The sequence below is a fragment of the Candidatus Schekmanbacteria bacterium RIFCSPLOWO2_02_FULL_38_14 genome (genome assembly GCA_001790855.1).
In the GTDB taxonomy this organism is placed as follows: domain Bacteria; phylum Schekmanbacteria; class GWA2-38-11; order GWA2-38-11; family GWA2-38-11; genus 2-02-FULL-38-14-A.
In genome coordinates, this window is the sequence record MGDH01000011.1 from 1 (window position 1) to 25,781 (window position 25,781).

Consider the following 25,781-nt stretch of genomic DNA (forward strand, 5'->3'; position numbering starts at 1 on the left):
GTTTAAACCCGGTATATTCATTTGAATTCCATTTAAACCTGCTTTGTTTGCTCAGTTTTCCTCCATACTCAAGCTCTATCAGGGCAATTTTATCTGGCACTGCTGAAGCAGGACCATGGATTTCAGTCTCTCCATTAGTATCAACATCCTCAAGCTTATAGTAATATCTCTTTCCGTTAACTACATCTGTGTCTGCAAAGCTGTAAAGTTCACCTCCTAAGTTTCCACTTGCTGATTTATAGTGAATCTTTTCATCTCCACCATTTTTATCTTCGCTTCTGTAAATATTGAACCCGTAATTATTAATCTCTGTCTCTGTCTTCCATTTAAGAGTAACTTTCCCATCCGAAGGAATTGCCATAAAATAAAGAAGCTCAATTCTTGTCTCTGCAGTAGTATTCTTCAATCCCTTAACCACATAAAAAGGAGTGGTGAAAGTATGGTTTGAAACAATATCAACCTTGTTATCACTATTTATATCCTGAAGAGCTAAATAATTTGGAGTGTTGGAAAAAATAAGTGAAAAGTCAGTTACCCATGCTGTTGTAAAGGGGTCATTATTAGTAGGGGGATTAAGAGGATTGTTATATACTGTAATTCTTTTACTATTATAGTCCATTGTTATAGCTATATCTATATCTCCATCCCCGTCAAGGGCTGCAATTTTTAGTGATTGCTGTCCCCCACCTATAGATTCCGATGATAGACTATATCCTACAGCGTTTGATGAAACCCAAGTAGCTGTAAAGGCAATAGTTGAGCCTGGATTTCTATATATCCTGACAACCGCACTGTTCATAAGCGTACTAGCTGCCATTCCGACAGCTATATCCTTTGAGCCATCTTTGTCTAAATCAGCTAAGGCAACTGGAAATACATTAACAGAGAGGTTAGCTACAGGATTGCTATCCCACACGCTTGGAGAGTCAAAAGCAGAAGCAAAGCCTGGATTTTTAAAAATATGTACTTCTTGAACAGGTCCCGCTGTTGCAGCCCCTGCTCCAGTTACAATATCAGGTGTATTATCACTATCAATCCTACCTGCCCATACACCAACTATGTCAGCACCAGTTTTAGAGTAGATTATTGTAGCTGAGGGCCATGGCGATGTGCTAAAAACATTGGTTTCTGGATTTCTAACTATTTGCAAATTTTTACTTGCTCCACCTATTATGATATCAGGGAATTTATTAGTAGTGCTGTCAAGGTCTGCCATGAATAAAGCATTCACACCCGTATTCGTCGAAAGTATTAAACTTGACGCCCAAACAGTTGTTGTAAGAAAAGCTACAGATGGACCAGGGTTTTTCCATGCATAAACAGTTGAATTTGCTGCATTAGAATTCCCTGTGACGATATCAATAGAGCCGTCATTATCAAGGTCAGCTAATGCCACAGCACTTAGGGTTATAGCCATAGCTCCTACACTTCTACTTGCCCATAAAACGCTAAATGCGGTAGTAGAGCCTGGATTCTTCCATATACGAATATTCTGAAGAGAAGAATTTGCTAATGCAACAATGTCTCTATTACCATCGCTATCAAAATCTCCAATAGCAATTCCCTTTCCAGTTTGGTCAGGGCTACCAAAACTTGTTGCTGGAGTTTCAAAGCTTATACTATAAGTTCTCTTTGTAAAAACCACAAGAAACAAGAAAAAGATTATTGATATTATAAAAAGAAGATTAAGTCCTTTATTTATTATTATTTTATGCTTCATGTCCGTTTTCCTTATATATAGCATTTTAATTTCTAAATAAACTGTAAACAAGCTCTGCCATCTCATCCAGATTCCCCTGCTTTAATTTATAGCACTCGGTTTCAGAGATTATCTCTATCAATTTAAATAAAAGCAAAGATGGTTTATTCTCAAAATCTTGGAGTAAATGACTCTGGGGATTCATATTTCTTAAATTTTCTAAAAGTAAGCCACAAGCCTCTGATTTTGTAACGGGGCTTAAAAAAGCAGGACCATTAAAATCAGGTGGGCCATCAGGTATTTTCCCCATAAAGAGAATGAGGTTTTTAAATCTTTTAGAAAAAAGTTGAAATTCATTAATCAACCCTTTATCTCTTTTAATAGAGAGGGTGAACACAGGATGCTCTTTGAGCAACGCAGTTGAGATAATTCTTACATCTTTAAGTTTATTTAAACCTGATACAAACTCTTTATCAGGCTCTTTTAATATGACCTCTACTAAGTTCCTCCTGTAATTTTTTTGTTCCCCTGCTCTTAATGGATTACCCAAAAAAATTACATACTGAGGAAAACAGGATTTACCTATATGGTCATAGATATCTGCAACATCAATGAAGCTTTTTTCAAAAGAACCCTTATTATTTGTCCTGATTCCAAGAGCTCTTGGGAATGGGTCAATCATTCCTGTAACTCTATTTAACCCTACAAATTCTTCTGCTATAAAATTAAATCCTTTTTCAACCAATTTTGAAGCTAATGAGGTCTTGCCATAAGAAGAAGGAGCAATAATCATAATTCCCTTTTCATTAAAGGATACTGCGCACCCATGGAATATATAATGGCTTTTCACTTTATTCACTATTTTTTCAATTATAGCCATAAAAGCATTCTCAGCTATAAGCTCTTCATCCATTAGCCTGTATTTTTCTTCCCCTATTGCGAGAAAAGGGGTGTCTGCTTGGTATTTACTTGTGATTACAGAAATACAAAGGTCTGTCTTTTCCTCTAATGGAATTCTAAAGCGCCTGTAAATCTGGCTGAATCTATCAATTAGCTCCATAGAGTCAGTGGTGATTTTGAATTTAGTATCAAAAAAACTATATTTTTCCTCAAAAGAAGCTTCGTTTTTATAAGGTATAGTTTCTTTAATTGGTTCTTGCAACATATTTTAAAATTCCCTTTATCTCTTTCTTTAATGTCTCTAAAAAACTTTTAAATTGCTATAAGCTACCTGCCTACCGCAGGCAGGTAAGCCAATTCTCTAACACTCTTGCCATGCAGGGAGGGCTTTCTCTCCGTATTTTTTAGCAGAAATGTTAAAGATTATTTCCTTGTAGAGCTCTCTTCGCAAATCACAAAAATCATCCGTTGCCCATATAGTTCCTTTGGACATCAAACTTATGCCCGGGCATCCTGCTTGGCATAGATTCTTCCAGGAACAATTTTTACATTTCTCAATTTTCTCTCTTCTTGAAAGAGATATTTCTATAATTGATTTAAATCTTGTGGAATTTCGCACCTCAGATAGAGAATCTTTTCTAATGTTCCCTAAGTAGAATTTATCCTCCATTAAAAGAGCGCAGGGATAGATATCGCCATTTGAAGTTATTGCAGCTGTCCTGCCAATTGGGCACCATGTTCTATTGTTTCTCATTCTTAAAACTAACCCGTTCAAGCCACTTGTTATCTTTATATTCTCATTCCTCTGAGAAAAAAGAAATCTATAAAGCCTTATATAATCATCAGCTGAAATATCTCCATTTACTTTGTTCCAATTTCGCAGGGCAGAGCCTACCCTATGCAATGGAAGAAAACGGAGCACAGGAATCTCAAGCTCCTTTACAAGCTTAATGAGCTTGGGAATATCTTCTATGTTATGGTTTGTTATGGTTGTGCATATTATTAGCTTATCTTTTAAGCCATATCGCTTTAAAAGAGAAATCCCCTTCATAGTTGCATTAAAAGAGCCATTGCCTCTAATTTTATCGTTAACCATAGCCTCAGATCCATCGAGACTAACTTGCACAGAAATCCGATTCTCTGAAAGGAAATTAGCTATTTTCTCGTTAATCAATGTCCCATTTGTCAATAGCATTACTTCTAAACTATGGGATGCATATTTTAAAATTGATAAGATATCTTTCCGAAGCAAAGGCTCTCCACCGCTTATAGTTAATTTTTTACCCCCCAATTCTCTAAATTCATCAATTAATTTAATAATCTCTTTCTTTTTAAGATTACCTGTGGTTTTTTTGTTATCAAAGGAATAGCAATGTTTGCATTTAAGATTGCAGCCATTTGTAATATGAAGAAAGAGACTTTTTATATCAGTAGCCTGTTCATAAAGCTCCTCACCCTTAGCTGAAAAGCTCCTCTTTAGCTTGTTTAGATAATGTATTATATCATTACATATATTTTCAGAGCTTATCCTGTATTTTGATGCAATTATTCTTTCGATATCCTTTAAAGAGTTAGTTCCATTGCAATGCTTTATAATCTCAAATCCTCTATCATTGACCACTGCCCAGAGTGGATTTTTTCGATGGAGCAAAATATGGAATTCCTCCTTTTTCTCATGATAAAAATTCCCACTAATCCTGGGAACATATGTTGGAAGAAATTCTTTCATAAATTGTTTTTGTTAAATTTTCTGGAATCTATTTCAAAATCCTGCATTGTCCTGTTGCATGTTATAAAGGACACCGCAAGAGGAATCATAACTATTACATGCCTGAACCGTTCCAAGCTCTTCTAAGATTTCATCACTTGAATATGTTATGACTTCAGGAGGAATGTATGTAGGGATTTCTTTATTCTCTGACTCATTCATGCTTCCCTTCCAGCCCTTTCCTTCTACATGATTGCTTAGTTTTTTCTTTCCATCATCCATTTTTCCAACTCCTGTTTTATTTTTTTATAAACCATTTTACATAATTTATAAATAATATTCAATAAAATATATATTGTCAATTAAATATTTTGATGTATTTTTAAAATTCTACTTAATCCTCTTTCACCTGTTTTTTGCCATATTTTAAATATAAACTCATTTCATCTTTTGCCTCCTTTTCCAATCCCTTTTTCATATATGCCCTTGATAGGTTATTATGGGCATTAGCATAAGATGGTGCTATCATAATTGCCTTCTTTAAAACCCTTATGGCATTATCATGCTTTCCAATTGAAGAATATGCCTCCCCTAAATTATTATAAGCATTTGGATAATATGGGTCTAACCCAATTGCTTTCTTATAGAACATTATTGCTAAGTCTGTTTGACCTTTTCTATAATATGTTGTTCCCAAATTATTATATGCCTTTGTATAATCAGGCTTTTTCTGGATAGCTTCTTTAAATAATCTAATAGCTTCATCGTATTTGCCTAAGGCATGGAAAGCAATGCCAAGATTATTATAGGGTGTTGTATAGGTCGGGTCTATCTTGATTGCTTTTTTATATAGTTCTATAGCTTCATTGACTTTACCCTTGCTTGCATAAAGTCTTGCCAAATTATTATAAGCCTTCGCATAATAAGGATCTACTTCAATTGCTTTTTTATAAAGGATAATTGCTTTACCAGATAACTCTTTTGCATCATAAGCCATTCCCATATTATTATAGGGCTGAGCATAGACCGGCGCAGACTGGATAGTTCTACCAAACATCTCAATTGCATTATCTAATAAACCTACTTCATAGTAAGTCATTCCAAGCATATTATGAATCTCTGCTGGATTAGCAACTATTTTAATAGCATCTTTATAGATTTTCAATGCCTCATCAATCTGATTTTTTCTAAAATAGGAGTTAATTAAATTATTAATCGCATCAGTATAATCTGGCGCCATCTTCACTGCTATCTTAAAAAACTTTAAGGCTTTTTCGGTTTTTCCCTTTCTAATATAAGCTGCTCCAAGATTATTATAACTTTGAGGAAAGTTTGGCTCAATAGAAATTGACTTTTTGTAAAGCTCAATAGCCTCATCATTTTTATTCCTGCCTAAATATACAACCCCCAAGTTGTGATAGGGTCGGGCTTTATCAGGAGATTTCTTCATAGCATCACTCCAAAGCAGGGCTTCATCATTATAAACCTCGTTTCTTTTTATTGTCCCTGCTGAGAGAAAAATCAATATCAGTAGAATTGAACAAAAAAGCAAAAAGGAATGTTTACCAGAACCAAACTCCATAACCTTAATCAATATCCCTGCTACAAAAAAGGTAATGCCTATAAGAGGAAGATAAAGCCAGCGTTCACACATCAAATCCTGCAAGCGAATAAGAAGATGTGGAGAAATTGTTATGAGAAACCAAACTATGCCAAATGATATAAGCTTAGAGTCTCTAAACAACTTTTTTGCTATGAAGATAAGCAAAAGAATGAAAAAGAGAGAAAGAATAAATTTACTCTGAAGCAATGATGCAATTAAAGGAAAATACGGGTCGAAATTTAAATTAATTGGAAACAGAAAATGTTTCAAATAGTAGAAGGCTATAGTAACTTCTGTTAAAATATGTGGATAAAATTCCCTCTGAGCAGAATCAGGGCTTTTAAGGGTTATGGCAAAACTTAAACTCATAAGTACAATTAGGAATGACGCAACAATTAAGGGAAAATAATACTGGGCAAATCTTTTTTTGATATCCTGTAAGTTCCCTCTTGCTATAAAAAAATAATCATAAAAAAATACCATGGCCGGAAGTGTAATTCCTATCTGCTTGCTCCAGATTGATAAAAGATAAAAGATAAGGCAGAGTGGTGAATAAATTATATAGTTTTTACCTTCCTCATTACCCTTAATAAAAAGAAAAAGAGCAAGGACATAGAAGAAGGCGCTTAATATTGAAGAGCGGCTTGAGAGATAGGTTACAGATTCAGTTGTAAGGGGATGGGTTAAATAAAACAATGAAGCAATTAAGGGTATAAGGTAACTCAATAATATGGTTTTATGATATAAGGAATTTCTTATGCTTATAGATATAATCAAATACACAAGGAAGGAGGTGAAAATATGAAGAACTATATTAACTAAATGATATCCAAAAAGCTTTAAACCCCCAAACTCATAATTTAGAGCAAAGGAAAGCATAAGGATTGGCCTATTGCTATTAAATGAGAAATCTTTTAAGAAGTTCTTTAACCCTTTAATATGATAATTTAACTCAATCGTATCTTTATCATCGTATATAAAAGGAACATTAAAGGAGTTTTTATAAACTATTATTCCAATTAGAAGGATGATTAAGAAAGCAATTGGATGGAATTTTCCTGACATTTTAAAATTCTTAATCAAAGCTATTGTCTTGCCTCCTTCTTTCTTTGGCAATTGCCAGTTTCTCATCCCTGAGTTCTTTGATATCTTCAGGGTTGCCTCTATAATAATCTACAGGACGGTTCTCTTTTCAGACTTGCAATTTTTCTCTGAGAACTCGTAGGTTCAAGACATCTTCCCTGTTGTATTCCAGCAAAGTTGTCAGAGATTTTTTATCGCCGTAAAGTTTATAATTCTGCCAGAGTAATACAGCCATCTTCCCGTCTACATTTTTAAGTTCTCTGTTTATTCTCAAAACCCTTTCAACATTTTTCAACCCGCCAAAGAGATTCCTTTTCCAGCAATCAAACATCAAGTCCTTATGTTTAAAAAGTTTTGAAAGGTTGATACCCAATTTTGTCTTGATAAAAGGAAGGTCAAAGCGTGAACCATTATAGGTATAAACTACCTTTACATCCTCCATTGTCTCAGACAATTTTAAAGAAGATATTTCATTTCCAACTAATTGAATAAACCTGTTTTCCCTGCCATTTTCCAGATATAATCCAATGACAGTTAAATTTTCAGAACAGGGATTTAAACCTGTTGTCTCAATATCGAGGTAAGAGCAGTAGTCTGTATTCATCTGAGGACTCTTAATTGTTTAAAAAAGTCGGGGCGACTGGATTTGAACCAGCGACATCACGGTCCCGAACCGTGCGCTCTGCCAGGCTGAGCCACGCCCCGTAAATGGAATTGTAAATTTAAAATTTAAAAATGCAAATTTAAAAATGTCAGCTCTAATTGAGATTGCCACGCCACCTTCGGTGGCTCGCAATGACAAAAAAAAGTTTCCAGACGGATTCATAGGATATAAAATAGTTTTACATTTCACAATTTCCATTTTTTTCAGTCCATCCGTATTTTCCAATCAACTTTACAAAAACGCAACCACATAATTCTTCAATCTCTACTTCATTCTCTTTTTTTCTGACTCTTTTTAAAATCTGTGATGAACTGTCTCCTACTGGTATGATAAGCCTTCCGCCAACTGCTAACTGTTCGACAAGAGGCTGGGGAATCTCTGGAGCGCCTGCAGTAACGATTATAGCATCAAATGGTGATTTTTCTTTCCAGCCGTAAGTGCCGTCAAAGTTTTTTGTGGCTATGTTAGTGTATCCCCATTCATCAAAAGATTTTCTTGCCTGAATTAATAACTCCTTAATCCTTTCTATTGAATAGACCTGCTTTACTATCTCTGCAAGAACTGCAGACTGGTAACCCGAACCTGTACCGATTTCAAGCACAATATCTGTGTTCTTAACCCCAAGCGACTGTGTCATCAAGGCCACCATATAGGGTTGAGATATAGTCTGGTTTTCTCCAATAGGCAGAGGACAGTCCTCGTATGCCCTTGACCTCAAAGGCTCTGGCACAAAGAGGTGCCTAGGGACTTTTCTCATTGCATAGAGGACTTTTATATCAGTAATGCCTCTTCCCTCTAACTGTGTCTCAACCATTCTTTCTCTTGCTGCATTATAGTTTTTCATTCATCCCCTACTCTTCTCAAAATCTCTGTTGCGGCTATTAATCCTGACGCTGATTTTTTCTTTACTCTGTCAAAACTCCATATCCCAGTTTTTTATGATGTTTAACGCTCGGTAATTTGTTAGGTCAAGATGCAGAGGGGTTATTGATATCATCCCGTTTTCTATTGCTTCAAAGTCTGTGCCAATACTCTTTTCCCATTTTGCCTCTCCTCCTCCAATCCAGTAATATTCTACTCCTCTCGGGTCGTGTTTTTTGAAAACAAGGTCTTCGTATATCCTTTTTCCCTGATGTGTGATTGCCATTCCCTTTATCATCTTTTTTGGAAGGTTTGGAACATTGACATTCAGAAGCGTATCAGGCGGCAGACCTTTCTTGAAAATAATTTTAGCAAGATAGACAGCAAACTCTGCGGCAACGTTAAAGTTGAACTTTTCCCTCGCAACAACAGATACAGCAATTGACGGAATTCCTAAAAGCGTTCCTTCCATTGCTGCTGAAACAGTCCCTGAATAGGTTATGTCATCACCTAAGTTTGGCCCATGGTTTATCCCGGATACGACAAGGTCAGGCTTCTTGTCAAGGATGCCGTTTACTGCAAGATTGATGCAGTCAGTCGGAGTGCCGTCAACACTGTAGATGTTCTTATTGATTTTTTTTACCCTCAGGGGCCTTTGGAGAGTTAATGAGTGAGATGTTGCGCTTTGTTCCCTGTCTGGAGCAACTATAGTTACTTTATGTGATTTTGAAAAAGCCTTTATTAAACTCTTCAAACCAAGAGCTTCTATTCCATCATCATTGGAAATAAGAATATTCAATTTATTTTTAACCTGAGAATTACGCAAAACTCAACTTTGTGGTATTATTTTTACTGATGTGTATGTAAACTTTTATTTTAGTCGGGGCGAGAGGATTTGAACCTCCGACCCCTTGCACCCCATGCAAGTGCGCTAGCCAGGCTGCGCCACGCCCCGAGTTAATTTCATTACACTCTCTTTTTCAGCACAGAGAGAATATCCTGCAGGTCTTTTTTTATTGCAAGCAATTCTTCTCTGTTACCAGTAACAACATTTTCCTTCTCACCCCTTTTGCTCTCAAGAGAGTTTTCTTTGAGCCACTTTTTTGCGCCTGCAATAGTATATCCTTTTTCATATAAAAGTTTTTTGATATGAAGTACAGTTTCAATATCTTTTTTCTGGTAAACTCTCTGACCTTTTCTGTTTTTTGTCGGCTTTAACTGCTTGAATTCAGATTCCCAGAACCGCAAAACGTGTGTTTCAACACCTGCAATGTTACCCACTTCACCGATTTTAAAAAACATTTTGTCAGGAATAGTTGTTTCTGCTTTATCTTTTAAAAGAGGCAGTTCTTCGGTTCTGTCTGACATTAATTATTCCTCGGTTTGTTTTTCTTTCTTGTTTTCAGCAATTATTTTTTCGCACAAATGAGCCGGAACTTCCTCGTAATGAGAAGGTTCCATTGTAAAGTATCCCCTTCCGCCTGAGATTGACTTTAGGTCCGGGGCATAGCTAAGGACTTCAGCAAGAGGTATTGATGCCTTAATAACCTGTGTTTTCCCCATTGGTTCAACACCTTTCATTTTTCCTCTCCTGCTGTTAATGTCTCCTATTATATCTCCCATACAGTCATCAGGAACAATCACATCAATATTCATAATCGGTTCAAGAAGCACAGGTTTCGCTTCCATAAAGGCTTTCTTGAAACCCATTGAACCTGCGATTTTAAAAGCCATATCAGATGAATCCACTTCGTGGAAGGAACCATCAAAGAGTCTGACACGGATATCTACCACAGGAAATCCAGCAAGTTCTCCTGAGTGCATTGTTTCAACAATTCCCTTTTCTACTGATGGAATGTAGTTTTTAGGTATTGATCCCCCCTTAATCTCATCAATAAATTCAAATCCCTTGCCGTGGGGAAGAGGTTCGATTTTTATATGTGTGTCGCCGTACTGTCCCCGTCCTCCTGACTGACGCTTGTATCTTCCCTGAGCCTGTGCAGATGCTTTGATTGTTTCCCTGTATGGTATCTTTGGTGTTTTCATTACAACTTCTACTCCAAATTTTCTTTTGAGTTTCTCGACAGCAAGCTCAATGTGGGAAACTCCCATTCCTGAGAGAAGAAGCTCCTTTGTCTGAGATTCCCTTTTGAGTTTCAGCGTAAGGTCTTCTTCGCAAAGCCTCGCAAGACTTGAACTTGCTTTTTCATCATCCCCCATTGTTTTTGGTTCAATGGCAAAAGAAATCATAGGAGCCGGAAGTGTTATGAAATCATAAACAATTGCATTTTTATCACTATCGCAGATACTGTCTCCTGTTGCTGTTTCCTTTAATTTTGCAAATGCCGCAATGTCTCCAGTCTTTACCTGCTTTACTGGAATATGGTCTTTTCCCTGCATAAAAAATATCTGTCCGAATTTTTCTATCCTTTGTTTTTTTGAGTTGTAGAACTGAGAGTCAGAATCGAGTTTTCCTGAATAAACCCTGAAAAGGGTTAATTTGCCGGCAAAGGGGTCAGCTATTGTTTTAAAGATAAGAGCAGAAAACGGGTCTTTTAAATCCGGCTTTCTTTCTATTTCCTTATTGTCAGCAGATTTCCCTTTTACAGCGGGTCTTTCTGATGGCGATGGCAATAAAGAGACCACTGCATCGAGAAGCTCTTTCATCCCTATGTTTTTTATTGCAGAACCGCAGAGAACAGGAACCACATCTCCATCAACTATTCCTTTGCGGAGAAGCGGTAGTAAATCTTCTTCCTTTATCTCTCCTCCCTCAAGATATTTTTCCATCATCTTCTCATCCTGTTCCACGGATGACTCAATAAGCTTTTCCTTCAGCTTCTGGCATTCTCTTTTGATATCATCAGGAATATTTTCAGTGGAAAAATCTCCGGTTTCTCCTCCCTTGTAAATGTGTGCTTTGCCAGCGAGAAGGTCAACAACTCCCCTGAATGTTTGTTCAGCACCTATTGGGTAGGTGAGAGGTATGAATGATGCTTTAAAGGTTTTTTTCAGGCTATCCAGCACACGGTTGAAATCAGCCCTCTCTTTATCCATCATATTTATAAAGACAATTTTTGGCAAACGGAATTCATCAGCAAATTCCCATGTCCTTACTGTCTGTACTTTCACGCCTGAATGCGCATCAAGAACAATCACTGCAGCATCAGAGGCTTTTGCTGAGCTTTTTGTTTCTCCGACAAAATTTGCATCTCCGGGAGTATCAATTATGTTGATTTTATGTTTTTTCCATTCACAGAATCCAAGCGAGGAGTTGATTGTATGTTTCTTCTTGATTTCATCCGGGTCAAAATCAAATTTTGAAGTTCCGTTGTCAACTCTTCCAAACCTGTCAACAGCTTTGGCGGAAAACAGAATTGCATCACAGCAGGAGGTTTTTCCGTCACCTCCATGTCCCAGAACACAGATATTGCGCAGTTGCGTTAAGTCAAACTCTGCCATTTGAACCTCCAGAAGAGTAAGTTTTAAAGTTTTGTTTTAGTTTTGGGATATCAAGTTAATTGCAACACTCTTAATCTGACACTTTAACATTTGCCATATAAGGGTTAAACTGTCAAGGAGTTTAAAAATCGTTATTTCAACTTTATTTATATCATTTTTTATAAAATAAATGTATCAATTCTGATTTCAGAAATCATATTCAGGAAAAATGAATTTTTAAAATTAAAGATAACTTTTTCAGGTTTTCCTCTGATAGATGTAATATTCACGAATACATTTATCAGATGGGTTGCTGATATTCTATCCTTCACTGGAGTTCTTGCGCTTTATTTTATTTATATCTTCACAGGGAAACATAACAGGCAAAGAGAGGAATCTTATTAAGAGTGATATGTTATTTAAACAACGAGCATAGAGGCTATAGCGAAAGCGCGCCTGTGACGCATATCATAACGCAGTCACCGCAGTTTGTGCAATCCTCTTCCTTGAGGATAACGACATTTCCTGAAAGGAAGAGAGCCCCTTCCTTGCATTCATCAACACAAGTTCCGCATCCTATGCATTCTGGTATATTAATTTTAACCGGCATTTATTTTCCTCCTCCCAAAGCCTCTTTTTGCATCTTTTCTAAAGAGGATTGTTAAAAGGGTTTGAGGGATAAAGGGGGGCTGTGGGGGGATTAATAAGCCCTCGAATCCTCGAATCCAAGACTCCTTGAACCCTATCTATTTGAATCTGGAAGTTCTTACTTCTTCAGAATCAGCCTCATCTTACAATACCCTGCACCTCTTGCAAGCCCTTCCTGCCCATTCTTCTCTGCATGATGGGTCCACTCAAGCTTTGGATTAAGTCCCTTCATAAAACCTTCATCATGGGATTTTGACATTATCTCGCACATAAACCAGGGTTTATCCCAGATAGATTTCCATGCATCAAATATTGAGCACTCTGGAATGTGAGATTCACTCTCTGTGGGACAGAATTTTATTCTCTCAATCGCAAGCCCTGCAGCTCCCAAATGCTTATGGACATTGGGGTAGATATCTCTTAAGGCAACTGCTACATCAATCTCATTTTCCCTTCCCTCATAGCCATACTCCTTTTTATACCTTTTTCCCTCTTCTATTCCAAATTCATAAAAAGCCTTGCAGAGAACATCTATTGCTTCTCTTCCCCATTTCTCATGGACTGCCTTTACCATCAAAGCCATCCATCTTCCGTCTTTCCGGACAGCCTCTTTTGCAAACTCAACTACCTCCGGTGGAAAACCAAAATCATCAGCCATTTTTTTGCCTCCTAAATTATTTATTTAATTATTAATTTATGCTTGAATTAACTTTATCAATTAATTTTTTTTACGTGACCACCTCCCTACTCTGTTCTTCTCTGAAAGATGTAGAAACAGGTCTTTATAGGCTGACCGAGAATTCCCTTTTTGTCATTGCGAGCGACCGAAGGGAGCGTGGCAATCCGACGAAGTCGTTGCGAGCTTAAGCGAAGCAATCTAATGAGATTACCACGAGCCGATAAATCGGCTCTCGTAACGACCCTTCGGGTCGGATTGCTTCGTCGCTTTGCTCCTCGCAATGACATTCTCGGTCAGCCTGTTTAGACCTGTTAATAACAGACCTAAAGGTCTGTTTCTACAAATATCGTAAACCGCTCAATTAAATCTCTATTTTTTATAAATACAAACTCCTTAATATTTTTGCAAGGAATTTCACGTCTAACTCTGGCTATTTTTCGCAAACTGCCTTTTCTGGATTATCATTTTTTCTATGTCTTCCATTGTGATTTTCTGAAACATTGCTATTTTCTGTGCCATTTCAGGCTTTATCTCAGGAGTCTTTGCAATAATGCCAAAAAGCGCATTTATCTGCTCATAGGGATTCATGGCGCCTTCAAAGGTCTTCCCGTCCACAAGGCCAAACATATAATCAAGCTCTTCATCTGAGAAAAAGGGAAAGAGAAGACCAATTTTTAAATAATCCGCCATTGCCTGCGCAGTTTTATTCCATTTAAAAGAACCCTTCCAGAAATCTGAATAATTTTTCAGACCGCTTTTACCGTTCAACTCATCGCAAACTGCCTTTGCAGCATTATAGCCGCACATAAAAGCCCCCTGATACATTGTCTCTGCAAAACCTATTGAATCACCCGCAAAGAGAATATTTCCTGAAAACGGTTCTTGAGAAGGGGATATCAGATGGACAACAGCACCGGTATACTCGACAATCCTTGCGTCTTTGAACCAGTCGCTGAATTTTCCTTTATGAATGAATTCATCAAGAAAAATCTTGCAGTATTTGCCCGGGTTAACCCCGCTAATTCCTGCATAAAAATAATCTTTTCCTTCTGCGCAGGGAGCAACGTAAACCAAGCCGCCGCCTTTTGAATACGAAGAACCATAAAAGCTCATGAATGCCTTATTTTTATAAGGCAGTTTTACACCCTCCATAATGTATTGAAGGCTTGGACCTCTTCCGAAAATTTTCCTGCTGTTGTTTAATCCTATATTTTTTGCAATCCCTGATTTCAGTCCCTCTGCAACTATTGCCTTTTTACCTTCAATCCACGATTCCCCATTATTTTCCCTGACACATATTCTGACACTGTTTTCCCTGTTCTCAGCTTTAATTGCAAGAGAACCGCTTCTCAGTGTTACTCCTGTCCTTACTGTTTCATCAATCAATCCTGAGAGAAGGGCTTTGTTGTCAAAAAGATAATAAAGCGGCTGTTTTGTATTATGGACATGGACCTTGTTGCCGCAGGGAGAGAAACTTATAAGGTCGGGTACTTCATATAAAGGGCCATTATAATTTACTGAAAATCCATTTCTCGGGAATTTAAACAGATAAGAATTTTCAGATTTTTTTTCTACCCTAACCTCTTCTCCGTTAAAACCCGGTGTAGCAACAAGCATGCAGGTATTAGATCTTTTAAAAACCTTTGGATCAGGCTTTCTTTCAAGAAGCAAAACTTTCAAGCCTTTTTCAGAAGCGGTTTTTGCTGCAACAAGCCCTGCAGGTCCCGCACCGATTACAATTAGGTCATAAACCATAAGTAAACCTTATCCCTTATCTCAACTTCTTTTAATAACTTCCCGGAAGTGATGGAGGAACCCATACCTCGTTTTTTTATTAGCACACAGAGAAAATTCTGTCAACAAAGCCAGAGCAGGCAGGCGCCTCGCCTGTCCGATGGGATTTTCGGGTCAATGACGACCGTTAATATTATTTTTTACCCCGATGCCTGCCTGACGGTAGGCAGGCAAAGCATCGAGGAATTCTTTTTAATCAAAAAATTTGACTAAAGTGATTTTTTCAATATAAGATTATAGCTGTAAGGCAGAAAAATCTTAAAGTATCAGTCGAACGATTTAGATATTAGGATTTAGAATTTATTTTTGTTGAGGAGTGCAAAGTTGTCTAAAGACTATAAAATGCTTATTAACGGTGAATGGGTAAGCAGTGACGAGAAAATAGAAGTATTAAATCCATACAACGGAACAGTCCTTGGAACAGTTCCAAAAGCCACAAAGAGTGATTTGGATAATGCGATAAAAGCTGCTGAAGAAGGCTTTAAAGTCATTTCTAAAATGCCGGCATACCAGCGTTCAAAAATACTTGAAAATACCGCAAGGCTGATAGAAGAACAGCAGGAGGAGATTGCAAGAACCATATCCCTTGAAGCAGGAAAATCAATAAAATATTCAAGGATGGAAGTTAGCAGATCTGTTGAAACCTTTAAGTTTGCCTCTGAAGAAGCAAAGCAGATTCACGGAGAAACTGTTCCAATGGACGCATCAAAGGCAGGGGAAGGCAGAATGGGATTTTTTCTCAGGGTTCCAAAAGGAGTTATTGGAGCAATAACGCCATTCAACTTTCCTCTCAATCTTGTAGCGCACAAGGTTGCGCCTGCAATTGCAGCAGGAAATTCCGTAGTTTTAAAGCCTGCTACTGCAACTCCAATCACGTCAATAAAACTCGGTGAAATAATGATTGAGGCAGGTCTCCCAAAAGGAGTTTTAAATATTGTTACAGGCAGGGGTTCTGAATTAGGGGACTGGATTGTGACTGACGACAGAATAGCGATGATAACTTTCACAGGAAGCCTTGAAGTAGGAAAAAGGATTAAATCCATGGCAGGAATAAAGCCTGTTACCCTTGAACTTGGCTCCAATTCGGCAGTAATAATTGATGAGGGAGTAAATCCCGGGCAGGCAGTCCCAAGATGCATTATGGGAGGTTTTGCAAACTCTGGTCAGGTTTGCATTTCTGTCCAGAGAATCTATGTGCACCAGAGCATTGAGAAAAAATTCACTGAAGAATTTGTAGCCTCTATAAAAAAATTAAATGTTGGAAATCCCCTTGACAGCGATGTCGAGTTTGGACCAATGATTGATGAGAAAGAAGCGAGAAGAATAGAAGAATGGATTGATGAGGCAGTTAAACAGGGAGCAAAGGTTCTGACAGGCGGTAAAAGAAACGGCTCAATTGTTCAGGCAACAGTTCTAACTGATGTAACTGCTGATATGAAAGTTATAAAGGATGAAACATTTGCCCCTGTGGTATCAATTATCCCATTCAAAAATTTCGAGGAAGCAGTTTCAATGGTCAATAACTCAATATACGGCTTGAATGCAGGAGTTTATACAAACAACTTAAGGAATGCCATTATGGCAGCAAAAGAAATAAAGGTTGGCGGTGTTATAATCAATGATGTTCCAACCTTTCGTGTTGACCAAATGCCCTATGGAGGAGTTAAGAGCAGCGGAATAGGAAGAGAGGGATTAAAATATGCCATTGAAGAGATGACAGATATAAAGATGATAGTATTCAATGTATAGGATTTTTAGCTTTTAAATAAAGATAAAATGATAATAAAATCTCAAATAGCAGTTAATCTTCCAAACATTTTAACTTTTCTGAGATTCATTCTTACTCCGCTATTTCTAATTTTTTTCTGCATCTACTTTTTTTCAGCAGAAAAAAATTTCTTTGGGATTTTTGCAATATTTTTGTTTATTGTTATCTGCCTGACTGATATACTTGATGGATATATGGCAAGGAAAAAAGGAGTTGCAAGTACCTTTGGAATGTATTTTGATGTTTCTGCAGATTTCTTTTTCAGGTTCTCATCTTTCTTGCTTTTCTGTTTTCTAAAGATTATCCCTTTTGCTCTGGTTGTTGTTTATTCAATATTTTTCATTGAGTTTATTCTGATGTCTAAAATAAATACAGCAGAGAATATCATTCCGGAGATAAGCATTTTCAGAAAATCTGCCCCAATCCTTTATATGCTGTTTATAGGAGTAGTTATTCTTAAAGATTTTTTTCCTGATTCAATCTCCGGACTTATAAATCTATCAGCAATATCTTATGCCTTGGCTATTTTTACTCTGCTTGCCATTACAGAAATTCTGGTTTTCTTTAGCCTGAGAATTCTTCGCAGGGAAATATTGCAATGAAAAGAAGAAATTTTATTAAAGCAGCAGGAATCTGCGCAGGAACTTTCTGCCTCAATCCCTCTGCGCTTTCAGCGTTAGAAATAAGAGAGGATTTCAATAAAGACCTGAATGGTGCGGATGAGAGCTTTTCCACAGTAGCAATAGTTTCCCACAGCAAGGCATCATACCAGAATGGTAAAATCAACAGAAAAATAGTACGCCTTATGATTGATGAGGGACTTAAAGCAGTTACTAATTCAAAGACTGTTGAAGAGGCGTGGGAGAAAATATTCCCTGAGCATCTTGACAGTGAGATTATAGGTATAAAAGTCAATTCTGCCAACTACCAGCTTCCTACCCATCCTGAATTCACCTACTCGGTTGCAGACAGCCTCAGGGACAATGGCTACAAGGAGAATTATATTTTGATATGGGACTGTTATGAAAAAAATCTTATTAAATCAGGTTATAACATAAATGATAAAGAATTCAGCTATCTCTGTTTTGGTACAAGCCGATGGGGGGCAGGATATGATGACTCAGTTAAAGTTAAGATACCATCAGCGAACATTGAACTGCCTTTTAGCAAAATTCTTACCCAGCACTGCGATTATATCATCAATGCTCCTGTTTTGAAGAATGCAACCCCTTCGAAAGAAAGCGGGTTCAAGGCTTTTGCCGGTGTAACCCTGGCGCTGAAAAATGCTTATGGGTATATTCCTCTTAATGACCAGTTCTGGCAATTCAAGTTCTTTACTGCAATGGAGAATATGAAAGCAATGCACGTCAACAACTGTAATCCGCAGATTGCAGAACTCAATGCATCTCCTGTTATAAGGAAGAAAACAAAAATAAGTATTTGTGACGCAATTCTTGGAATTTATGATGGAGGTCCCTATGGCCCTCCGCAATGGATTGAAAACAAGATAATCATAAGCTCTGATATGGTGGCATTAGATACATGCGGGCTGAATATAGTTGAAAGCAAAAGAAAAGAGAAGGGATTGAATTCAGTTTCACCGCAGGCAACACATATTGCTTCTGCTGCAAGCCTTGGGCTTGGGAATAACGACTTTAAAAAGATAAAACAGATTATTCTTAATCTGGGTTGAAAGTGCTGATGGGGTATTTGAAATTACTGGATTTCATACATTATTCTGAAGTCGCCTTTTAAATCATCATAGAGTTTATTAAACATCAAAAAGCAGTTGTCATATTTTTTTCCGTTCTCTTTGTCAGGCTTAAGAGGTTTTCCAACTTTTATCCCGCTCTTAACAAACTTTTCAGTATTCTTTATGGCTCCGATTCCAAGCGCTGCAAGCGCGCTGATGCCAAAAGTTTCAGGAGATTCAACACTGCAAGGCACAATCTCCTTTTTCAGAACATTTGAGATTATCTGCTGAAGGAATCTGCTCTTACCTAATCCGCTTTCAAATATTTTTAAAACTCTTATATCAGAAACCATATCTTTTTCAAAAACTTCCAGATTTGTCCTTAAAGAATATGCTATCCCTTCAAACATAGCCCTGTAAAAATCACCCTTGGTAGATGATGGCGATATTCCAAAAAACACTCCTTTTGCATAGGGGTCCCATACAGGAGACCTCTCACCCATAAGGTATGGGAGGTAAATCAATCCCCCTGCACATGGCAAGGATTTTTGAGCTTCCTTTTCAAGCTCTTCAAACAGATTCTTTCCTGCAGGCTTTGTCCCAAATTCCCTGGCAAACAATTCTGCGGACATACCTGTCCCATCCATACAGGCAACAGAAAGATATTTCCCGTCATCTGAATAAAGAGTATTCAAAAACTCTTTCTTTAAAAGCGCCTGGTTTGCAACAATTCTGCAAAGCCTTCCAACAGTCCCAAGGATAATAAAGCCCTCATCCCTTACTTTTACATTCAAAGCAATGCCTGCGGCAACACTATTCATAGCTCCGGAAATCACAGGTATTCCTTGCTTCAGTCCTGTAACTTTTGATGCTCTGTCATCTGTCTCTCCAACCACTTCAGAGGATTTGTAAACATCAGGAAGTTTTTCATGAGGTATTCCAAGCCCTGTCAATATTTCCACTGACCATTTTTTCTGTCTTACATCATATAAAAGTGTTGTACAGGCTCTTGTTGTATCAATGCTGAATTTGCCTGTTAATTTGCCAACAATAAACCCTGAAGGGGAAAGAAATTTATATGTACCTTTAAAAACACTGCTTCTGTTTTCTTTAAGCCAGAGAATTGATGGCAGGGAAAAAGCACCCGGAGCAATTCTGTTACCGGTGATAGAGAACACTTCTTCATCACCTATCTTATCGCTTATGTACTTAACCTCATGCTGAGACCTCTTATCCATTTGCATAATTGCAGGAGCAATAGATTTCCCGTCCCTGTCAACGCATACGAGTGCATTTGTGCAGGAAACCCCTATTCCCAGAATTCTTTTTCCTTTTGCAACCTTATTTTTTGTAATCTTTTTTATGTTTTCAATAGTTGCCTTCCACCACTGTGTTTCCGGGTCTTCCTCAACACATCCTTTTGAAGAAGAGGTGAAGGAATAACTTACAGAGTTTTCAATCAGAAGTTTTCCGCCCACAGTGTACAAAGCTGCTTTTGCCATGGATGTTCCAATATCAATTCCAAGAATACAATCAGAACTTTTAGGCATTTTTCCCTCCAAAAAATTAATTAATGACTAACAATTGATAACTTATAACATAAAAACTTAAAGCCTATACCTTATTGCTTTGACAGTATTTTTTTTAAGGCACTTATAAGAAGATTGATATTATCTTTATTTGACGAGTAACCCATCAGACCTATTCTCCATATCTTTCCTGAAAGATTCCCAAGTCCTCCTCCAATTTCAATACCATACTCCTCAATGAGTTTTTTCCTTACATCCTTATCATCTGTTCCCTGAGGAATCAGTACGGAATTTAATGTTGGAAGCCTGTATTTTTCTTCTACGAGATATTTAATCCCAATGCCTTCAAGTTTTTCTGCAAGGTATCTGTAGTTCTCCTTGTGACGGCTGAACCGCTCTTCAAGCCCTTCTTCAATTATCAGTTTGAGAGCTTCTCTCAGGGCATAAATCATGGATACAGGAGCTGTATGGTGATATACCCTTTCTGAGCCCCAGTATTTTTCAATCATTGTAAGGTCAAGATACCAGCTCGGTATTCTTGTGCGCCTGCTTTTCATAACATTTATTGCTCTTTCATTTACGGTAAGTGGTGAGATTCCGGGGGGACAGCTAAGGCATTTCTGTGTTCCGCTGTAGCACACATCTATAAGCCACTCATCAACTTTAACAGGGACGCCACCCAAAGATGTCACTGTATCAACTATAAACAGCGAACCACTCTCTCTCACAAATTTTCCGAGTTCTTCTATTGGCTGAAGCACTCCTGTAGAAGTTTCAGCGTGGACTATGGCAACAGCTTTTGCTTTATTTTTCTTTAATTCATTTGCGATTCTGCTTATGTCAATTGGCTTTCCCCATTCTTCCCTGACCTCTACGACTTCAGCTTTTAAGCGTCTTAAAAGGTCTGCAATCCTTTCACCAAATACTCCTTTTATTCCAACAACAACCCTGTCCCCTTCTTCAACAAAATTTACAAACGCGGCTTCCATTCCGGCGCTTCCTGTTCCTGAAACAGGAATTGTCAGGCAGTTTTTTGTCTGAAATACCTTTCTTAAAAGCTCCATGGTCTGATCCATTATTTTCAGGAAAACAGGATCAAGATGTCCTATCATTGGCATGGACATTGCCTTTAATACCCGTGGATGAACATTGCTTGGACCAGGACCCATAAGTATTCTCACAGGGATTTTTATCTCTTCAGCAATATCAAACACAAAATTCTCCTCTTAAAATTTATTCCTTTTTAACATTTTTCTCAAGATTAAAGCTTAAATTTTACACCATTTTAACAAAGTCAATCAACCCTCATACACTGCTGTTTAAAATAAATCGAATCTGATTAAGGCTTCATTTTAAAACCCTTTTGGACAGATGTCTATATAGATTAAGTGGTTTAATGGTTCAAAAACTCAGGATATGTAAGGTAAAGAATCTTTAGAAAAGTCAATTCCTTGTAATATAAATTCTACATCGCCACAATGTCATACTGCTCAATATGATTGTCAAAATCAGTTTTTATTATTACTTTTTTCTGGCAGATTTTTTCCAGCTCTTCAATTCCTGCACTTTCTTCATCATAAAGCATATCAGCAACATCAGGATGAACGCTTACCATAATTTTCTTTCCGGGTTCTGAAATGGCAACCCTTGCAATCTCTCTGAAAATCTCATAACAGATGGTGGTTGATGATTTTATCAATCCCTTGCCATCGCAATAAATACACTGCTGGCATAATGACTGGCTAAGGCTTTCCCTCATCCTCTTTCTTGACATCTGAACAAGACCAAGCTCGGAGATTTTAAGGATATTTGTTCTTAAGCGATCTCCCTTTATTGCATTTTCCAGCGCATGAAAAACCTTTTCCCTGCTCTCTTCCTTTTCCATGTCTATAAAATCAATTATGATTATTCCTCCAAGGTTCCTCAGCCTTATCTGGTAAACAATCTCTTTTACCGCTTCAAGATTTGTTTTCAGTATTGTTTCCTCAAGATTTCTCTTTCCAACATACTTTCCGGTATTGACATCAATTGCAACAAGGGCTTCAGTCTGGTCAATCACTATGTAACCTCCTGACTTGAGCCAGATTTTTCTACCGAGAGCCTTGTCAATCTCTATCTCTATTCCAAAGAGATCAAAGATAGGTTCTTTCCCTTCATAGAATTCAATCCTGCCAGAATGCTGGGGAAGATATTTTTCAGCAAAATCAAGGCACCTCTCGAAATCAGCCTTGAAATCAACAAGAATCCTTTCAATATCTGATGTGAAAAGGTCTCTGAGGATTCTGAAAACCAAATCCATATCAGCATGAACAAGGCAGGGAGCCTGACGTTTATCGTGTCTTTCCTGAACTGTTCCCCATAGTTTTTTTAAAAAGTTCATGTCAGACATAAAATCTTCGTGTGATTTTCCCTCACTGGCAGTTCTTACTATAAATCCTGAGTTTGGAGTTCTCAAATCATTCATTATGCCCTTAAGCCTTGCCCTTTCTCCCTTATCCTCTATCCTTCTTGAGATTCCCATGTGGTTAACAGTCGGCATAAACACAAGGTATCTTCCCGGCAGAGTTATATATGAAGTCAGACGTGGCCCCTTTGAACCAATTGGCTCTCTTGAAACCTGAACAAGAATCTCCTGCCCTTTTTTCAGAAGGTCTTCAATCTGAAGAGAACTGTCTTTGCTAATGGAAACTTCTTCTTCGTTTTCAAAAATCTCATCATCAAGTTTATCCTGAGATATATCCTTATCCTCGTCCAGCAACTTTTCATATGCCCTTGCATCATCAGCTATGTCACTTGCATGAAGGAAACCAGCCTTGTCCATTCCTATGTCAATGAAAGCAGCCTGCATTCCCGGAAGAACCTTGCTTACTTTTCCCTTGTAAATGTTTCCGTTAATCCCCTTTTCTTTTTTCCTTTCTGTAAATATTTCTGACAAAAGATTATTCTCAAGAACTGCAATGCGGGTTTCCTGAGAAGTTGAATTTATAATTATTTCACGAGACATAAAATGAACCTCCGGCTATTTGAACCAAGCTTATCAGTTTCATTGCATGAAGACAACAGATTTCAGCACTAAGATTATTTTCAGATAACATCATCTCATCCTTCACCAAGTATTATCCTTGTCCTTTTCAGATTAAACTTTTTGAAATCATCACAATTCAAACCAGAAAATCTCATTAGAACCTCTTTTGGTTTCAAAAAGTTGTTGTCAGTCATTTTTGCTTCATATTTTATTTTTACAGATTCCTCCTCTTCTTTAACCTGAATCCATTTGATTAGTTCCTTTAACTCCCCGTCTTTTATTTCATCATTCCATTTTTTTTGTTCATCATTGGCGTTAATCAATTTTTTGGGAACATCAATTTCATATTCAAAGGATGAAATTGCTTTCATCAGTGATTTGTCCCCTTGTTTTAAAAGATGTGCTTCAAGAAACTTTATGCCAAGAGGTAACTGCTCATTAATTCTCATACAGAAAGTCTCCGGCTCTATTGCGCATTCTGCTTCTATATCGAAATACTCTTCCAAACCTTCGCATCCAACAGGAAGCGGAAAAGAAAATGAAAACGCAGGATGGGGATGAAATCCCTTTGAGTAGGCAACAGGGATATCTGCCCTTGACAGAGAACGAATGAGGAGATTCTGGAACTCAAGATGAGACAGATATTTTGAAAGTCCTGTTTTGCTGAATTTTACCCTGAATCTTGTTCTGGTTTTTACGGCATCGTCAGTTTCAACACTTTCTTTGCCATCCGTTGATTCCTCTTTCAGAACACAGCTGTATTTGCTGTTACCAGGAAGAGGATGACAACCGCGTGTTTCAAGCCCGCAGAAATTGCATCCCTTTTCTCTGCAACTTCTCGTAATCACTTCCTGCGTTGCCTTTATGTATTCCTCTTCAAGAAATTTCCTGCTTACTCCTGTGTGTATGTGCTCCCACGGGAATATTTCATCGATTTCTCTTTTTCTTGTGGAATAGAAAGCGGGATTAATTCCCCCTTCAGAAAAAGCCTCCATCCATTTATTGAAATCAAACTGCTCGCTCCATCCGTCAAACCTGCATCCCTTATTAAAAGCCCTTTCAATAATATCCCCAACCCTTCTGTCTCCCCTTGCAATTGTTGCCTCAAGAAAACTTAATTGCGGATTGTGCCATTCAAAATCAATTCTTCTGTCTCTAACGCTTCCTGTTATGAATCTTATTTTTTCATTCATCTCATCATGTGGATGCTGTGAAGCCCACTGGAACGGGGTGTGGGATTTCGGAACAAAAGGAGAGATTGATACTGAAAGACGCTTAAATCTTCCTGTTGATTTAAATGATAATTTTCTTATTTTTCTTACAAGGTTTATTATTTCTTCAATATCTTCCATTTTTTCCGTTGGAAGCCCTATCATAAAATAAAGTTTTAAAGCTCCCCACCCTTCTTTAAAAACTATCTCAGCTGCTCGGAGTATCTCATCCTCTGTTATTTGTTTGTTTATGACATCCCTCAGCCTCTGAGAACCTGCTTCAGGAGCAATCGTAAATCCTGTTTTTTTAAACCTTTTAATCTCTGACGCTATGATTTGATTGAGGCTATCAGGCCTTAGTGATGGAAGGGAAAGAGATACCTTGTTTGCAGTAAAATAATCCATCAGTTGCGGGATAAGGAGATCTATTCCTGAATATTCTCCGGTATTGAGGGAAGTGAGCGAAACCTCTTTGTATCCTGAATTTTTCAGTGATAGCTTTATGAGCTCCTTTATCTCATCAGCTTTTCTTTCCCTTAATGGCCTGTAAATTATTCCCGCCTGACAGAACCTGCATCCGCTCAGACAGCCCCTTGCTATTTCAATATTTACTCTGTCATGTACAGCTTCAATGTAAGGAATGATGGGCTGGACTGGAAAATCATTTTTCTCCAGACTTTCAGCAGCCCTTTTGCATACAAAATCTTTTCCCTTAAGATTTACATTGCTTATGCTTTTTATCCTTCTGTCATCTCTGTACAACACATCAAAAAAGCGAGGGACATAAACACCTTCAACTTCACTTAAGAATTTCAACAAATCATTTTTTTTTGCCTTTGAGACTTTCCATCTCCTGTATACCTCTACTATTTCAATTATGACATCTTCTCCATCGCCTATCACAAAAGCATCAAAAAACTGAGAAAGAGGTTCAGGGTTAAAGGCACAGGGACCTCCACCAATCACAAGAGGCATTCCCTCTTCCCTTTCTTCAGATTTTAAAGGTATTGAACCCAATCTTAGAATATTCAGAATATTTGTGTAGCTCATCTCATACTGAAGGGTAATGCCTACTATGTCAAATTCCTTTAAAGGCTTTTTGCTCTCGATGCTTGTAAGAGGAATCTTTTCCTTCACAAGTATTTCTTCAAGGTCGATCCACGGAGAATATACCCTTTCAGCCTGCACTCCCTTCATCCTGTTAAGAATGTGATAGAGAATTCTCAATCCGAGATTGGAAATTCCTATTTCATATACATCAGGGAAAACAAGGGCAAAGAAAAGGTCTACCTCTTCAGGATTTTTTCTTACACTTCCTATCTCATTTCCAATATACCTTGAAGGCTTCTGGACTATACTCAGGTAGTCATCTGGTAATTTCATAGTTTTTATAGTAACATTTAAATAATTAAGGCGGAATTTACCTATGAATATATAAAAAGCAATGGTGGAAAATTAAAGTCTTAAGTTGAAAA

The 25,781-nt window shown here is 37.6% G+C and carries 18 protein-coding genes, 2 tRNA genes and 1 pseudogene; 3 read left to right on the forward strand and 18 right to left on the reverse strand.

What is annotated here, in order from left to right; genetic code table 11:
• From A3H37_02575 to A3H37_02640, 14 genes and pseudogenes are all read right to left on the reverse strand, one after another.
• Positions 1-1,786, reverse strand: a pseudogene (locus A3H37_02575) (hypothetical protein).
• On the reverse strand, positions 1,746-2,864 hold the full coding sequence (locus A3H37_02580) for a hypothetical protein (GenBank protein OGL50720.1): 1,119 nt from the start codon (positions 2,862-2,864) through the stop codon (positions 1,746-1,748). The pseudogene A3H37_02575 and the gene A3H37_02580 overlap by 41 nt, the downstream one beginning before the upstream one ends.
• A 96-nt stretch (positions 2,865-2,960) precedes the next feature.
• Positions 2,961-4,328, reverse strand: a complete 1,368-nt coding sequence (locus A3H37_02585) for a hypothetical protein (GenBank protein OGL50721.1) — start codon at positions 4,326-4,328, stop codon at positions 2,961-2,963.
• 33 nt (positions 4,329-4,361) lie between these two features.
• Positions 4,362-4,589, reverse strand: a complete 228-nt coding sequence (locus A3H37_02590; GenBank protein OGL50722.1) for a hypothetical protein — start codon at positions 4,587-4,589, stop codon at positions 4,362-4,364.
• Between the two features lie 112 nt (positions 4,590-4,701).
• The gene (locus A3H37_02595; protein ID OGL50723.1) at positions 4,702-7,041 is read right to left on the reverse strand and encodes a hypothetical protein; all 2,340 of its coding nucleotides are present in this window, start codon (positions 7,039-7,041) and stop codon (positions 4,702-4,704) included.
• Positions 7,042-7,102: 61 nt separating this feature from the next.
• The gene (locus tag A3H37_02600; GenBank protein ID OGL50724.1) at positions 7,103-7,597 is read right to left on the reverse strand and encodes an exonuclease; all 495 of its coding nucleotides are present in this window, start codon (positions 7,595-7,597) and stop codon (positions 7,103-7,105) included.
• A 27-nt stretch (positions 7,598-7,624) separates the two neighbouring features.
• Positions 7,625-7,698: transfer RNA gene (locus A3H37_02605), tRNA-Pro, on the reverse strand.
• A gap of 137 nt (positions 7,699-7,835) precedes the next feature.
• Positions 7,836-8,501 carry a protein-L-isoaspartate O-methyltransferase gene (locus A3H37_02610; GenBank protein OGL50725.1) on the reverse strand — a complete coding sequence of 222 codons (666 nt, stop codon included), beginning with the start codon at positions 8,499-8,501 and terminating at the stop codon, positions 7,836-7,838.
• A 69-nt stretch (positions 8,502-8,570) separates the two neighbouring features.
• Entirely contained in the window at positions 8,571-9,317 is a 747-nt protein-coding gene (locus tag A3H37_02615) for a 5'/3'-nucleotidase SurE (GenBank protein ID OGL50726.1), read from the reverse strand.
• Between the two features lie 78 nt (positions 9,318-9,395).
• Positions 9,396-9,473, reverse strand: a tRNA-Pro gene (locus A3H37_02620).
• An 11-nt stretch (positions 9,474-9,484) separates the two neighbouring features.
• Positions 9,485-9,886, reverse strand: a complete 402-nt coding sequence (locus A3H37_02625) for a hypothetical protein (GenBank protein ID OGL50727.1) — start codon at positions 9,884-9,886, stop codon at positions 9,485-9,487.
• Between the two features lie 3 nt (positions 9,887-9,889).
• Positions 9,890-11,980: a translation elongation factor G gene (locus A3H37_02630; GenBank protein ID OGL50728.1), complete on the reverse strand. Its 2,091-nt coding sequence runs from the start codon at positions 11,978-11,980 to the stop codon at positions 9,890-9,892.
• 745 nt (positions 11,981-12,725) lie between these two features.
• Positions 12,726-13,265, reverse strand: coding sequence for a hypothetical protein (locus A3H37_02635; protein OGL50729.1), 540 nt, complete (start codon positions 13,263-13,265; stop codon positions 12,726-12,728).
• A gap of 441 nt (positions 13,266-13,706) precedes the next feature.
• Entirely contained in the window at positions 13,707-15,041 is a 1,335-nt protein-coding gene (locus tag A3H37_02640) for a hypothetical protein (protein ID OGL50730.1), read from the reverse strand.
• Between the two features lie 381 nt (positions 15,042-15,422).
• On the opposite strand from A3H37_02640, the gene A3H37_02645 reads away from it, so the two are divergent.
• From A3H37_02645 to A3H37_02655, 3 genes are read left to right on the forward strand one after another with little or no spacing between them, the layout of a single operon-like run.
• Positions 15,423-16,829: an aldehyde dehydrogenase gene (locus tag A3H37_02645; GenBank protein OGL50934.1), complete on the forward strand. Its 1,407-nt coding sequence runs from the start codon at positions 15,423-15,425 to the stop codon at positions 16,827-16,829.
• Between the two features lie 27 nt (positions 16,830-16,856).
• Positions 16,857-17,450, forward strand: a complete 594-nt coding sequence (locus tag A3H37_02650) for a hypothetical protein (GenBank protein OGL50731.1) — start codon at positions 16,857-16,859, stop codon at positions 17,448-17,450.
• On the forward strand, positions 17,447-18,541 hold the full coding sequence (locus tag A3H37_02655) for a hypothetical protein (GenBank protein OGL50732.1): 1,095 nt from the start codon (positions 17,447-17,449) through the stop codon (positions 18,539-18,541). The genes A3H37_02650 and A3H37_02655 overlap by 4 nt, the downstream gene beginning before the upstream one ends.
• A 23-nt stretch (positions 18,542-18,564) precedes the next feature.
• Here the strand turns inward: A3H37_02655 and A3H37_02660 are convergent, their stop codons facing one another.
• The 4 genes from A3H37_02660 to A3H37_02675 all read right to left on the reverse strand — a co-directional run bounded on the left by A3H37_02660 (position 18,565) and on the right by A3H37_02675 (position 25,689).
• Positions 18,565-20,091: a hypothetical protein gene (locus A3H37_02660; GenBank protein OGL50733.1), complete on the reverse strand. Its 1,527-nt coding sequence runs from the start codon at positions 20,089-20,091 to the stop codon at positions 18,565-18,567.
• A gap of 71 nt (positions 20,092-20,162) precedes the next feature.
• Positions 20,163-21,284 (reverse strand): alanine--glyoxylate aminotransferase, encoded by a 1,122-nt coding sequence (locus tag A3H37_02665; GenBank protein OGL50734.1) that lies wholly within the window; start codon positions 21,282-21,284, stop codon positions 20,163-20,165.
• A gap of 251 nt (positions 21,285-21,535) precedes the next feature.
• Positions 21,536-23,074 carry a ribonuclease G gene (locus A3H37_02670; GenBank protein OGL50735.1) on the reverse strand — a complete coding sequence of 513 codons (1,539 nt, stop codon included), beginning with the start codon at positions 23,072-23,074 and terminating at the stop codon, positions 21,536-21,538.
• 95 nt (positions 23,075-23,169) lie between these two features.
• Positions 23,170-25,689 carry a hypothetical protein gene (locus A3H37_02675; GenBank protein ID OGL50736.1) on the reverse strand — a complete coding sequence of 840 codons (2,520 nt, stop codon included), beginning with the start codon at positions 25,687-25,689 and terminating at the stop codon, positions 23,170-23,172.
• Between the last annotated feature and the right edge of the window lie 92 nt (positions 25,690-25,781).

Bases quoted from the DNA above. Each gene is read 5' to 3' on its own strand.
- A3H37_02590 (OGL50722.1), bottom strand. From the start codon at position 4,589: ATGGATGATGGAAAGAAAAAACTAAGCAATCATGTAGAAGGAAAGGGC.
- A3H37_02630 (OGL50728.1), bottom strand. From the start codon at position 11,980: ATGGCAGAGTTTGACTTAACGCAACTGCGCAATATCTGTGTTCTGGGA.
- A3H37_02675 (OGL50736.1), bottom strand. From the start codon at position 25,689: ATGAAATTACCAGATGACTACCTGAGTATAGTCCAGAAGCCTTCAAGG.
- A3H37_02640 (OGL50730.1), bottom strand. From the start codon at position 15,041: ATGGTTTATGACCTAATTGTAATCGGTGCGGGACCTGCAGGGCTTGTT.
- A3H37_02670 (OGL50735.1), bottom strand. From the start codon at position 23,074: ATGTCTCGTGAAATAATTATAAATTCAACTTCTCAGGAAACCCGCATT.
- A3H37_02580 (OGL50720.1), bottom strand. From the start codon at position 2,864: ATGTTGCAAGAACCAATTAAAGAAACTATACCTTATAAAAACGAAGCT.
- A3H37_02655 (OGL50732.1), top strand. From the start codon at position 17,447: ATGAAAAGAAGAAATTTTATTAAAGCAGCAGGAATCTGCGCAGGAACT.
- A3H37_02635 (OGL50729.1), bottom strand. From the start codon at position 13,265: ATGGCTGATGATTTTGGTTTTCCACCGGAGGTAGTTGAGTTTGCAAAA.
- A3H37_02585 (OGL50721.1), bottom strand. From the start codon at position 4,328: ATGAAAGAATTTCTTCCAACATATGTTCCCAGGATTAGTGGGAATTTT.
- A3H37_02610 (OGL50725.1), bottom strand. From the start codon at position 8,501: ATGAAAAACTATAATGCAGCAAGAGAAAGAATGGTTGAGACACAGTTA.
- A3H37_02645 (OGL50934.1), top strand. From the start codon at position 15,423: ATGCTTATTAACGGTGAATGGGTAAGCAGTGACGAGAAAATAGAAGTA.
- A3H37_02595 (OGL50723.1), bottom strand. From the start codon at position 7,041: ATGAGAAACTGGCAATTGCCAAAGAAAGAAGGAGGCAAGACAATAGCT.
- A3H37_02600 (OGL50724.1), bottom strand. From the start codon at position 7,597: ATGAATACAGACTACTGCTCTTACCTCGATATTGAGACAACAGGTTTA.
- A3H37_02660 (OGL50733.1), bottom strand. From the start codon at position 20,091: ATGCCTAAAAGTTCTGATTGTATTCTTGGAATTGATATTGGAACATCC.
- A3H37_02625 (OGL50727.1), bottom strand. From the start codon at position 9,886: ATGTCAGACAGAACCGAAGAACTGCCTCTTTTAAAAGATAAAGCAGAA.
- A3H37_02650 (OGL50731.1), top strand. From the start codon at position 16,857: ATGATAATAAAATCTCAAATAGCAGTTAATCTTCCAAACATTTTAACT.